General features: G+C 38.5%; 16 protein-coding genes. 5 read left to right on the plus strand and 11 right to left on the minus strand.

All coding sequences use genetic code 11. The features are described from left to right. Positions 1-139 precede the first annotated feature (139 nt). The 4 genes from ACZ41C_RS15735 to ACZ41C_RS15750 are packed head-to-tail and all read right to left on the minus strand — an operon-like array spanning position 140 to position 3,143. Positions 140-778 carry a hypothetical protein gene (locus ACZ41C_RS15735; protein WP_464562786.1) on the minus strand — a complete coding sequence of 213 codons (639 nt, stop codon included), beginning with the start codon at positions 776-778 and terminating at the stop codon, positions 140-142. A 6-nt stretch (positions 779-784) separates the two neighbouring features. Then, complete coding sequence (locus ACZ41C_RS15740; protein ID WP_094998902.1) at positions 785-1,642, minus strand: hypothetical protein; 858 nt, start codon at positions 1,640-1,642, stop codon at positions 785-787. A gap of 54 nt (positions 1,643-1,696) precedes the next feature. After that, complete coding sequence (locus ACZ41C_RS15745; protein WP_464562789.1) at positions 1,697-2,389, minus strand: hypothetical protein; 693 nt, start codon at positions 2,387-2,389, stop codon at positions 1,697-1,699. A gap of 40 nt (positions 2,390-2,429) precedes the next feature. Further along, positions 2,430-3,143, minus strand: a complete 714-nt coding sequence (locus ACZ41C_RS15750) for a hypothetical protein (RefSeq protein ID WP_464562791.1) — start codon at positions 3,141-3,143, stop codon at positions 2,430-2,432. Positions 3,144-3,499: 356 nt separating this feature from the next. Here ACZ41C_RS15750 and ACZ41C_RS15755 point away from each other — a divergent pair, with 356 nt between their 5' ends. Genes ACZ41C_RS15755 through ACZ41C_RS15775 form a run of 5 tightly spaced genes read left to right on the plus strand, consistent with a single transcriptional unit; the run spans position 3,500 to position 6,765 of the window. After that, on the plus strand, positions 3,500-3,988 hold the full coding sequence (locus tag ACZ41C_RS15755; RefSeq protein WP_464562793.1) for a PRTRC system protein E: 489 nt from the start codon (positions 3,500-3,502) through the stop codon (positions 3,986-3,988). After that, complete coding sequence (locus ACZ41C_RS15760) at positions 3,988-4,206, plus strand: PRTRC system protein C (protein ID WP_094998898.1); 219 nt, start codon at positions 3,988-3,990, stop codon at positions 4,204-4,206. The genes ACZ41C_RS15755 and ACZ41C_RS15760 overlap by 1 nt, the downstream gene beginning before the upstream one ends. Before the next feature lie 36 nt (positions 4,207-4,242). After that, positions 4,243-5,286: a hypothetical protein gene (locus ACZ41C_RS15765; RefSeq protein ID WP_464562795.1), complete on the plus strand. Its 1,044-nt coding sequence runs from the start codon at positions 4,243-4,245 to the stop codon at positions 5,284-5,286. Between the two features lie 2 nt (positions 5,287-5,288). Continuing rightward, positions 5,289-5,996, plus strand: coding sequence for a hypothetical protein (locus tag ACZ41C_RS15770; RefSeq protein ID WP_464562797.1), 708 nt, complete (start codon positions 5,289-5,291; stop codon positions 5,994-5,996). Continuing rightward, on the plus strand, positions 5,986-6,765 hold the full coding sequence (locus ACZ41C_RS15775; protein ID WP_464562799.1) for a PRTRC system ThiF family protein: 780 nt from the start codon (positions 5,986-5,988) through the stop codon (positions 6,763-6,765). The genes ACZ41C_RS15770 and ACZ41C_RS15775 overlap by 11 nt, the downstream gene beginning before the upstream one ends. Before the next feature lie 33 nt (positions 6,766-6,798). Here the strand turns inward: ACZ41C_RS15775 and ACZ41C_RS15780 are convergent, their stop codons facing one another. The 7 genes from ACZ41C_RS15780 to ACZ41C_RS15810 form a co-directional block, all read right to left on the minus strand. After that, entirely contained in the window at positions 6,799-7,116 is a 318-nt protein-coding gene (locus ACZ41C_RS15780) for a hypothetical protein (RefSeq protein WP_464562801.1), read from the minus strand. Positions 7,117-7,237: 121 nt separating this feature from the next. Beyond that, complete coding sequence (locus tag ACZ41C_RS15785; RefSeq protein ID WP_464562803.1) at positions 7,238-8,212, minus strand: type II toxin-antitoxin system HipA family toxin; 975 nt, start codon at positions 8,210-8,212, stop codon at positions 7,238-7,240. Positions 8,213-8,220: 8 nt separating this feature from the next. Next, positions 8,221-8,553, minus strand: coding sequence for a HipA N-terminal domain-containing protein (locus tag ACZ41C_RS15790; protein ID WP_464562805.1), 333 nt, complete (start codon positions 8,551-8,553; stop codon positions 8,221-8,223). 9 nt (positions 8,554-8,562) lie between these two features. After that, on the minus strand, positions 8,563-8,769 hold the full coding sequence (locus ACZ41C_RS15795; RefSeq protein ID WP_464562807.1) for a helix-turn-helix domain-containing protein: 207 nt from the start codon (positions 8,767-8,769) through the stop codon (positions 8,563-8,565). 401 nt (positions 8,770-9,170) lie between these two features. Next, entirely contained in the window at positions 9,171-10,196 is a 1,026-nt protein-coding gene (locus ACZ41C_RS15800) for a CBASS cGAMP-activated phospholipase (RefSeq protein ID WP_464562809.1), read from the minus strand. Next, on the minus strand, positions 10,189-10,668 hold the full coding sequence (locus ACZ41C_RS15805; RefSeq protein WP_464562811.1) for a hypothetical protein: 480 nt from the start codon (positions 10,666-10,668) through the stop codon (positions 10,189-10,191). The genes ACZ41C_RS15800 and ACZ41C_RS15805 overlap by 8 nt, the downstream gene beginning before the upstream one ends. A gap of 3 nt (positions 10,669-10,671) precedes the next feature. After that, entirely contained in the window at positions 10,672-11,910 is a 1,239-nt protein-coding gene (locus ACZ41C_RS15810; RefSeq protein ID WP_275615763.1) for a nucleotidyltransferase domain-containing protein, read from the minus strand. Positions 11,911-12,028: the final 118 nt, after the last annotated feature.

Below are 12,028 nucleotides of genomic sequence, written 5' to 3' on the forward strand. Positions count from 1 at the left end.
CCCAAGGTTTCGTAAGTCTTGAAAGAGCTCCGCTGTCGCTTTTCAAGGCAACGAACCCTAAGGAGGCAGCTGCGGTCGATGTCGCTGCTATCCCTAACGCTTGCGCCCTATCGGGCGCTTTTTATGGACTATGAGAAGTTTATTTTTTCTTTTTTCTATTGTGTCTTTTTTTAGTTTTCAAATAGTCATTAAAATCCGATTCGGCCAAATAATTGATTTGTCGTAATCCGGCCCGAAAAGCCTCCATTGGCGTTTTATAGAGTTCATTTTTTAAAAAACCCGTTTCTTTGTCTTTATCAAATTCTCGAAAATCATTCAGTACTAAGTAGCCTGTTCTATTGTTCACCTTGTCCACTCCGCCAATAATATTTATGTAATAGAATTCATCAGTGTCACCTAAAAGCACTTTTACTTGAGGGCTAAATTTTATAATCTTTTGCTGAGACCTTTTAACCAAGTACTTCGTTTCATCTATTGGATTTTCCAAGGGTCGGCCCCAATTATCAGAAGATAAACTTGATTGTTGTCTTGAAAATTCTATTCGTATTTCTTTGCGGCCTTTTCCTAAACTTTGGGTAAACTCATATTCAGGAAAAGCTTTAAGTATTTCTGATTCCAATTCCCATTGCTCATATTCACTTGTGAAATTAATCTCATACCTATCCTCGAATTCTACGATGACAATGGGTGCTTTAATTTCATGTTCCCTTAATAATCCTTGAATAAGTTCAATATCAGTTTTTCGATTTACAGTTAGGTTTAAGTAGGTTTCTATCATCACAAATTATTTCTCTAGATTGAACCTATCATTATACATAGATCGTCCAATATCAGATTTCCAGAAACTTTCAGGATCTTTCATTATTTCTTCTACAATTCTATCTTGTTGAGCTTCGCTTGGAAGTGGAAACTCTGCTATTTTTTTAATTCGATTGGTCATAAAAGTTGTTATCGGTTCATATTCTAACCTCTGGGGGATTTCAATACTCCCCCCTTTTGGATGAATTTCAACATCATAAAGTTCATCCAGATATCCAGGGCTTTTGATGACACTCCAAAAGACAAAGCGGTTGAACTTTCCATATACTATTACATACTCTTTAGATGGGCCACTTACAATTGTTCCGTCTAACGCTCTAGTGAAGTAAAAGTCGACTCCCTTTAAATCTGTTGAATGTGATTTTATCCTATCCGTCAAAAATAGGTTTACGTTGTGAAACTTTCCGGGAATAGTGTCTGTCCGCAAATAAAACTTCCATTCCTCTTCTACCTCTTGAAGTAGTTCAAAATACCATCGTTTCTTTATATTTTCCGTCGTTCTGAATTCGGACAATAGTATTCGCCATAGAAACGAAATTGAGAAATAGTAGAGATTTTCGTTGTATTCTAGTTCTGTAGTACCTTCCAAGAAAGGATGAAAAATTTTCTCGGCGAACCATTTTTCGCGAACTGCAAAATCTTGCTCTGCTTTAAAACTTAGCAAATGATGTTTAATTCCATCTTGTTCCCGTTTATTGGGTTCAACCAATTTTCTCAAAAATTTTGACCCCGTTTTCTTGGTATGCTTGATGACAAATTTTGGAAAAATGTGGCTTTCCATCAAATCTGTCTCATTTCCATATAATGCACAAATTCCTTTCATGATTTACTTTACTCAAAATAAAAGAGAATCCAGATTTTAGACGTAGAGGAAGATTCAGGTTTTTTTCGATAGTTTCAAACCAATCTCCAATAACTTTCGATTACCGACCTCGTTTTTTACCTTGTCAACCAAAGCACGCTTTTTTTCTTCAACCTTTATGAGGAGTAAATTGGTTAAAATAAAAAAGTTCTTCAGTTGGACTTCATCGAAACTAAATACTTTGATAGAGTAGTGACTGAAGGTGGAATTCAGGGTTGTTCCATCATATTCAAATTCAATATGAGCCCTATCGGTTTCATAAATATTCCTATCCGCGTGTGCAATGAAGGTATTTCTTAATCCCATAATGTACTTATGAAATCGTAATAAATCGGCAACTTCTATATCATTGTACTTTGGAAAATCTTTTCTGATGAGTTTGATGTCAATAGAATTTCTTCCGTCCTTTTTAGTACTATTAAAGCATCGAGCATAGTTGATAATAGCGGTTATAAAAAGTGCTCTCTTAATCAGTCTCTTTTCCTCTTTATTTGCTTTTACCTCTTTCTCGCGGATAACCACAAGTTCCTGAATAAGATCCTTTACGTTTTCTAGGTCATCAATAATCGAGATGTAGTTATTTAGTTGCTTAACGAATTTAATTTTTTCATCAATCAGCCATGAATTTTTTGGTAATTCCTTCAAGAGTATCTCTTCAACGGATTTTGGAGTGACATCGCCAAATATTTTTTCTGTTCGTACAGGCATATTTTTAATTGAGGTATAGTAAACCGAAAATGATTAGTATTTAAAGCCCTGAGAGGTACCACTTATCAAGTCTCTTTACTAGCCCTACGGTTTCAAGTTTGTCGGAATCAGGCCCAAAAGCGATTTCAATTTTTGCAGTTTCGTTCTCAATTTTTGCTTCTCCCATGATTCTTCCATTCTTAAAACTTTCGGCAAATTTATTCTGCATTTCCTTTGGTTGCATTTCCACCAGACAAATTCCTCGTACATCTCCATCGTTTTCTCCGTAAGGATCACACAAATATCTCAATTTGCCGAAATCATGATTTTTCGCAGATTCAAACAAATAGTTTATTACTCCTTCCGGGGTGTTTTGAAAATCAAAGGTTTCCCTTAAATTAATTAGAGAAACCTCGTTTTCTAATTTTGATATATAATCAGTTAAATTCCTAATTTTAGTGCTTTGATCATTGAGCTGCTTTTCTTTTGTCGAGCTTGATCGACCTATCTGAAATCTGTCAATCTCTTCCATTTTTTGATTTTCCTGGTCTAGCAATTTTTTAAGCCTTTCTAGTTCATTGGTCAAGTCCATTCGCAGTTTGGATTTTCCAACTTCAATTTTTTCCATGTGGATTCTCTCTATTTCCTGTTGTTCTGCCAATCTTTTTTGTTCCAGTTCAATTTTGGCCTGTTCTTTTTCAACTTCTTTCTTACTCTTTCCGCATGCAAATGCTAGCGTCATGAATCCAATTGCAAGTATCTGGTTTATTTTCATAGTCTAGATGGTTTCCTTTGATTTGTGTGTATGTTTTTTGGTTATGCATTTATCGCAAGCACAAAATACATTTATTTTTTTATTAGTAAAAGTCTTACTTATGCTAAAGATATAAACCCTATAGCGTTTAACTATTTCATATCCTTTATTGGAATATAGCGCCCTATCGGGCGCTTTTTTTGTGGATAGGGAGAAAGAAGATAAGGGTGGATTTTAGCCTGTTTTTCCGTAGATTCTCATTGGTATGGGCGTATCTTGAAAGTGAGTTAAGGAAGGAGCGGGGCAAATTCATGTGGTTTATACCAAGCCCCGCTTCTAATTAAAATAGTTTTTTAAGAACAATAAATACCGTTACTATGACAGACTTTTTTTCAACATTACGGCAAACGGGAATCGAACAATTTGGCATCAGTATTTCCTTTAATGAGGATAGGGTAAGCGTATCCGTACTGCCCAAATCGAGTGCCAAGGACAAGGCACTCCAATCCCTAAAACCACTTACCCTGCGTGGAAACGTAACGGAAGTGGACGAGAAATTCTTTCAAATCCTTCAAAAACCTTTGGAGCAGACCAAGGCACTTTTCAGGAATACCGTGGCTTTCGAGAAAACCTTAGCGGAAACCGAACAAAAGACACAACAGGCCAAGAAGAAAAAAGAATCTACTTCCAAAAAGGCGACCGAGTTAAAGCAACTTCTGAAAGAGAAGGACTTTAACCCCATGAGCGACCATAAGAAGGCAACTGACCTTGCCAACGAAATCTTGAAGATAGACCCGAGCCACCAGGAAGCGCAAAAGGTCATCAAGGATATGAAAGCATACGAATCCCCTAAACTTTTTCAATAATGGAAATCGCAACAATAGAACGTAAGTACATCTACCAAAACGGAAACAACAACTCCATCGAGTTGGATGATCTGGATAGCCAATTGACCCATCAGCAGGTGATGGAACACTATTCGCAGATCTATGCCGAACTGACCAACGCCAATATTATGGACAAGGGGATTGTCAATGGCTATCATGAAATCCACTTCAAGACCTTGGCAGGAACAAAGGGATAGAAATATGAACATTGATGAATTTCTAAACCACGAAAGATGCACCCACAAACCGACACCCATATTATCAAAAGAACTCAAAGAGTTCCACGCCCAATTGTTCAAGACGGTTCAACAATCCCATTACAGGTACGGAACGAAAAGACCGAAAGTCCTTCAACGAAGAGCCTTTCCCTTTCTGACCTAAGCGTATTGCCCATGCTTTCCAAACCGATACTAGAGGATGAATCATCGGTCGATACAAAGGCACTTGCCAGTTTAATGGTGGATGCGACCCGTAACTTTTCGGGAAAGATTGACGATTGGCGGTTTTCAGCATCCGATAGCTTGGATGATCTTATACTGCGATGCGCCAATCATTTAAAAGAAAGAGCTAAAATAGACCATATCGAAGTTTTACGGGAAGATTCCGATTTGCGCTTGGTTTTGAAACGCCATATCGGGAATCGTAGCACGGTCTATTGTATTCCGTTGGAATCCGTTCTGCCCCTGCGATGGAAAAACCCCATGCTTTTTGATATACTGATGTCCTTCATCAAAAGCCTGCCCTATATCAACCTTTTTCATACGGGCGAGGATAGGGTGGACTGGCTCTGGGAATATCTTTTCGAGGAAGAAGCCTACCACAGAAAAAACGGTAGTGTTTTTGGTAATTGCAATTCGGTCAGGTTCTTCGGTCGCTACCAAAAGCTTTTCAATGAATACGAACCACAGGATTGGAAATCCCTTTTGTTAAAATACCGTCCTCGCAAGTCCCTGCACAAACGAATCAAGGAACTGTTATCAAAAGCCGATACCATTGATTTTCAGGTGCCGTTCCGTATCGGAACACGGGATGCCTATGAAAGTATGTTCGAGCATTGGGAATCATTCCTGATTGTTGACGATGCCGATAGCGAGTTTAGCCGTTCCTATATCGAAATGCTCAACGAATGTTCCAACGAATACGAAATAATTTCGGCTTATGAACTTACTACGGTCGAAAAAGGAAACATTCAACCTTTTGAAGAAGGTTTGATTTACAATCTCAATCGGTTGGAAGAATTTCTCTCCGATCTCAACGAACTTTTAAGACTACTTTGAACATGGAACAGATTGCTATTTTACAGCCCGAAGAACACTTTCTTCCAAAATTCGCCATAATAGGCTACTCCCAAGAGGAAGATTATTACAACAGGGGACACTACTTTTCATATCACAACATCGTAGGGGCAAAGCTTACGTCAGGGATGCCGTTGACCAAAGATACCGCCCGAAATCTCTTTAGGTGTTTAGAGGGCGATTTGATAAAGTTCCGTTTTAAGGGAATGTTGCCCAAAAACCTTATCCATTTCGACTTTAAGGGAAATCTACAGTTGGTATGGTACATTCATCCAAAACAGCATACCCTGTATTTTGATACACGAACTGGTATCGCTTCGGGAAATTATGCCTTGCCAAAACTGATTTTCAAACTCGAAGGAAATAACCTCAAAGTCTTTGCCCTTCATCGAAAGGATACGTTGACCGACACTATGCCATTGTACCACGCACCCTTATTGAACGTAGGACGGCACGGAAAGGTATGTATGGGCAACGCCTCGATGGATTATGACGGCTTCGAATATTACGAGGACATCATGGGCTTTGTCGAGCAGCAATTTTTCCGTTCCGTCTTTACGGCTACCCATCATAACAACATTGCGAAAGGAAATATCGTCGATGTAATGAAACGGAATTTTGGGAAAACGTCCTTTGATGATGGGCTATTGAATGAAAACAAATTGATTTTAAAGGATTTATATGAAGACTAGAATACACTTTGCGCCCAATTATTTCTATAACCCCACCCATCCAATTACAATCGCTTTGATTGGGGTGGGGGGAACAGGGTCATTGATGCTGGCACGGTTGGCAAGGATGGATTTTGCCTTGCGCCAGATCGGACAACCAGGGTTGCACATAATCGCTTATGATTCCGATGTGGTGGAAAACAACAATGTAGGCAGACAACTCTATGCCCTTAGTGATGTAGGGGAGTATAAGGTTTTCAATGCCGTCAATAAGGTTAATATTGCCTTTGGTCTGCAATGGGAGGGTATTCCTATGGATGCACTGCCTAATGGCGAGGATATTCGGGCGAACATTATCATCACTTGTGTGGATAATGCCCGATTTAGAACACTGTTATCAAAATCGCTTGAATTTCCCTTTAAAGGTTCGGATTATCAAAGCATGTTCTATTGGTTGGACATTGGAAATAGCAGGGATAGTGGGCAATTCGTATTGGGAACGTTGTTTGAGGAAGAACGAAAAACAGAACGGGAGGATTTTGAAATGGTGGACAAACTCAAAAACATCATCGACTTTTTCCCCGATTTGGATGCGCATGATACGCCCAATTTGCAGGGTAGGGGATGTGCCTATTCCGACAAGCTGAACGAGCAATCGTTGTTTATCAATGATGTTTTGGTCGCCCATGCAGCCGATTGTCTGTTTCGGTTGTTGTACCATAAGCAAATTCAGAAACACGGGGCATTCGTGAATTTGGAATCGGGTAGGGTAAATTCGATTTTGGTGTGAATCTAAAAAAAGGAACTATTGTACATTGAATATTTAATCCCTTTCCTCATCTAAATTTTCTCCCAATTCAATGTGAATAGTGCTATCGTTGTTATTCCAGACCACTGCGATAACAATGGAGGCATCATCAAAAGAACACCGTTGCCCTCCATAAATCCATCTCTTGTATCTTTTTTTCAAGGCTTCGGTTTGCTCTACCTTTCTCTCTAAATGTTTGTAATCTTGAGGGTCAATAAAGAGGCAATCTCCGATTCTGGGCACAAAGGGCATCTGAATCTCAAGTTGCACTGCCTTATCCATATAATCCTCAGCACATGGAAAGTGGACATAAATAGTGTACATCTCATTCATTTTCAAGGGATTTTAATTCTTCTATTTCGTTCATTCTAGCATGGAGTTGCTGCCAAACAAATTTTTGTTTGGAGTGCGTATTTTTTCAAGTAGAAGGTATGTTTGTTGGAATTTGTACCTATTACTTTCGATTTAGTTTTTTAAGCCTTGTTTGATACGACTGTAAATAATTTCGTTTGGAAGTATCACTTAGATAGGAAGCGTCTATTAATTTTTCGACCGCTTTAGAATTTGACAGCAATTTGTCCAAGACCCCATCCAATTGGCCTTGGCCAATTTCTGCGTGTTCGGCAAGCGAAAGAAATTGTTGCATAACCTTGCCTTTGGACAAGTTCTTAGGTAACAGGCCGTCATCCAATGCAAAATCGGAATCCTGTATATGCATTCGTGTATTGAGCAGGTCATAGGCAGGACTTAACCTGAAATCTCCCAATTCTGTTTCCAATAACGAGAAATTTTTGAAATGGGCATCCCCATTGGAAAAAAGATAATTGAAAACGAGTAGTCGGAAAAGTTTCGGTGCCTCCAATTGATAGGCAGGCAGGTATTTTTTCATAAGTTCGAACAATTCAAGATAATTGCCCGAATATTTATAGTGTTCCCCATGGGTCTGGGGAGTCCTTCCCGCCAAGGAAGCAAAATCCTCTTTGGCAAGTTTTCCACCGCCTTTCTTTACATCAAATCGCTTGGTAATGTAGGCCGGTGTGCCATCTTTAAAAAATATGAGCGCATTTTCGGCGGTCTCGATATCGAATACCTGTCGTGCGATCTGCATCGTCAAATGCTCATTAGCAGGCATCTGGTCAGGATTTTTACCTGCACCGGGAATTGGTTTTAATATATAGGTTCCTTGCTCCCCTTCGTTAATAAGCCGAAGTTTATTTTTCTCCAAAAGGACGGAAAATTTTTCCTGTACCCCGGAAATCGAGATCCTTTTTCGGTTCTCAACAAAGAGTTCATCCGTAGCTTCGTTGCTGGCCGGGGAATCGTAAGGCAACATATGGTTTACCTTTCTTCCATCAAACACCCTTCTCAAACAGGTCGTGCTGTAGGTTTCATACCCCTCTGCCAAAGTGCCGGGACAATATTTTATCATCGGTAAACTCATATCGGTTGCTCAATTTTCTTTACGGTTATGGCACCAATCGTATCATAACGTGCCGTTGTCAGCAACAGGCCAAAGTAATCGTTTTGGTCTATCTTCATATGTCTGCACACTTCCTGTTTGTTTGTTCCCTCTGGAAGCATATTATAAAAAAATGGGAACAGATGTTCGGAACGGTACTCCTGTTCGGTTTTGGGCAACGTTAGGCTTATGGACGGCTTTCCCGAATCGCCAAGCCATTGATCATGGTAGCGATACGTAAAACTTCCATCGTCATACTGGGTAAGTATGCCTGCTTCTTCTCCCTTAAATAATATTTTGGCCTGCCTCATATGATCAATTTAGAGCTTCTTTACCTCTAAGCATACCTCCATTCCCAATACATCCGCAATTCCATCCAAGGTTTCAAGGGTAGGGTTTGCCTGGCCACGCTCAATTTTATAGAGTGTGTTAACACTTACATCGGCGAGTTGGGCCAATTGTTGTTGGGTTACCCGTAGCGCTTTTCTACGTGCTTTGATGCTATTGCCTATCTTCTTTTTTGACACTATAATGTGATTTAGGTGTAAAATTAGCTATAAAATTCAATATTTACAATAAAAATCACATTATACTGAGATAATAGGGTAAAATATGTGATAGAATGAGTGAACAGGAGTAAAAATCACATTATAATGTGATAATTGGGTTTTTTTGAATTTGGAACTTAAGAGTCAAGACTTTTCAATTTACGAGAGTAATTTTGCCATAAATGATGGGGTTAACACTTTACAAAAAGCGGATTGTGTAAAGAGTTTTGCTTTTCTGAAGTATGTTTAAGGTTGTTCAACTATAATTTTGAACCAATGTTCAATTGGTGTAATGTGAAGAGTATAATTAATCAAAGGCATTTGAATAATATTTTAATGCTAATCCTAGATACGGGTTTCGTTGTGGTTTGTATTTGAAATTAATAGAAATGTTTATTTAAAATTGAACTTCTATTGTGTTGGTATTTGATTGAAGCAAGTTCAGCGAAGTTCTTGATTTTGGTCGTATCACTTTCATCCATATCAATGTAATTATCCTCATTAAGTTGAACTTCGATTCGATCGTAGACAAAATTTGGATTTTCCTTTTCGGTTTTATCGATTCCTTGGTACAAAAGACTAATATAATTTGCTACAAGTTGCGACTGACTTTGCATAAATAAATCGATAAGCCTCTGGCGTTTATCTTTTCTCATCCAATAGTAAAGCCCCCATCTTTTTCGAGAATTACCATCAGTAAAATTTTTATATCCGGTACCTAAAGAGAGTATTTCCAAATCGGATATTTCAACTTTGAAAGCTTTAATGGCTTCCAAAAAAGCGACTAATGTTGGATTATTTGCCATTACCCCGCCATCAACTTTGTTTACGAAATCTTTCTTCGTTCCATTCAAGTCAACATACTCCGTCGTATATGGGTCAAAATAAGTTGGGGCGGCAGAAGTGGCCATTGCAACCTGATAAGCAGGAATATGATAATCTCGTTCAAACGCAGGATGGTATTTTGTTTTCAATACACTAGGGTTGCCCTGAATCAAATCGTAAATAGGGATGCAGACATGGGTTTTACAGTCTTTTAACCTTGGCTCAACGGCACCATTGGCTTCCTTGAATTTATTCCGAACCAATGTTTCAAGATGATCTCTTTCGTGAGCTGAACTACGGATTTGCCCAAATAAAAAAGACCTTTTATTTCCAAAGATGCTCTTCGCATTATCCAAATACAAATGATAAATTTCTTTCGCGGGAATACCAAGAGCCAAGGCAATAGCGATAATACCACCAGTCGAGGTGCCCGCAATCAGGTCGAAATGTTGATAGATCTTTGTTTTGCCATCCGAACGATTTTTCAACTCATCTTCCAATAGCATTAAGAACATTGCCGGAAAAACACCTTTTATCCCTCCACCATCAATGGATAATATTTTAAACTTTTTGTTATTCATCTTTTAATATTTCTGTAAAATCTTCATTTGGATATTCATTGTGGCCACCCCCATACCATTTTCCTTCAGGTAACCACAATTCATAAAAATATAGCCATTCACTCGCCCAAGGAATAATCGTGTCAACAATATAATTGTAACCACTCCATTCATTTCTGCTTGGCGAATACAAACAAAGTTCTTGTCTTTTACTATTATAGACGTGGGGTAACTTAACCCTGTTTGGTGCTATTTTGAGTTTTTTGTTAATCACATATGCTTTTACAGATCTATTCTGTTCATACCAAATCATAATATGGTATTTTTCACTTAAAGCAGAAGGCTGTATCTCTAAAATTATTTGAAAACTATTCCAAGTATTCTTTACAATTTGGGCAACCGGAAAAGCAGCTTTTATTTTTTTTAGCTGTTCGGAGGAAAGAAGCCCTTTTAATGTCCTTTTGCCATTTGACCTAAAATATCTGCTGCTCATTTTCTAATCACTACCTTCAAAATTATGGTTTGGCACCGATTTACCAGTACTTCCTAAAATCCCAGTACCAACAGCCATTTTTCTCTGCCCCATCTCTCTTAGCTTCCTATTCTTTTCTCCATAGGCGGCAAATGTTTTTTTGATAACATTATCGCCATATTGCGCGGAGAAAGATTCATTGAGTTTGTGTAAGCCTATATTCTGACTACTTTTAATTGTAGATAGATCATCCTCCAACTTGTCCAGCCAAGCATAAAAATATTCCTCTTTTTGAGGGACATCTGCCCATTTGTCGGCGAAATTTTCTTCGTCGTTTACCGGATTGCCTACCCATCTTTCCTGCTGACCCGTTTTCGGATTACGTCTGGTTTGAATATAGCTACGCATTCTACTTGCAATATTAACATAGGCATCAACGATATTCTCACTTTTATCGTATGCTCTGCTTGCCAGCGTAGTAATAATGACGGAAATAGGTTTGTTTTCACTATCGTACTCTTCTGAGGAAAACATGATGTCCCTGTGCCGTTTTAACAGCTGAATTGCCCTTTGCAAAGGCATTTTGCTCTTCTGATATGGGCGAACAGGATCAATCGATTCGCTTAGGGTAAACATTTTGGTTGAATTGTATATGGCCCTTTGGTAAAACCATTTGGCATAGCCGAAAGGGTTGCTTTTCATCCACCATTCTGTCTCGGTCATAATCGAATAGAAGACCTCTTCCTTATCGGTAATTCGGATTGCCAATTTATCGGTATCAAGATTTTGGCTATTGTTAAATGATTCACTCAACAATACAGTAAAGTTCTTATCCGAAATTGAAGGGAGGACATCTAAATGATAGTTAGCATCGTCTGAATATTCGAGTGTCCAACATCTTCTGCCGCCGTCTTTATCCTCTAGCATATCACTATAATTGGCATTCTCTTTAAGTCTATCGCCAACGGCTTCCTTTAAATGCTTTTGTGTCCAATGAGAAGGTTTCCCTTCCAATTTGCAAACAAGGTCTATGTCGATATCGTCTTCATCATTGATGGGTCTGATTATTGTTCCAAGCATAAAAGATCCTTGAGGAATTATCCTCGGGGAATATGGGTATAGCGGAGAACCCTCTTTAGAAAGCCAATCTCCGACAGCCTCGTAACTTTTTACCGCCGCTTTGTATTGGCTTTCAGAGATGTCCAGATTTTCGCTTAGAATCTCTAGGATTTCATTGATTTCTTTTTTGTAAATATCTATCATAAGAATTATTTATAAGTTTTATGGTCAATTTTTGAGCCATCCCATAGTCTTATTTTTCATATGACAAAATGACCCTATTAATATATTATTTCCTAAATATGGCAGCCTTGATACCAAG

It is taken from the genome of Maribacter sp. C-4077 (assembly GCF_055378385.1).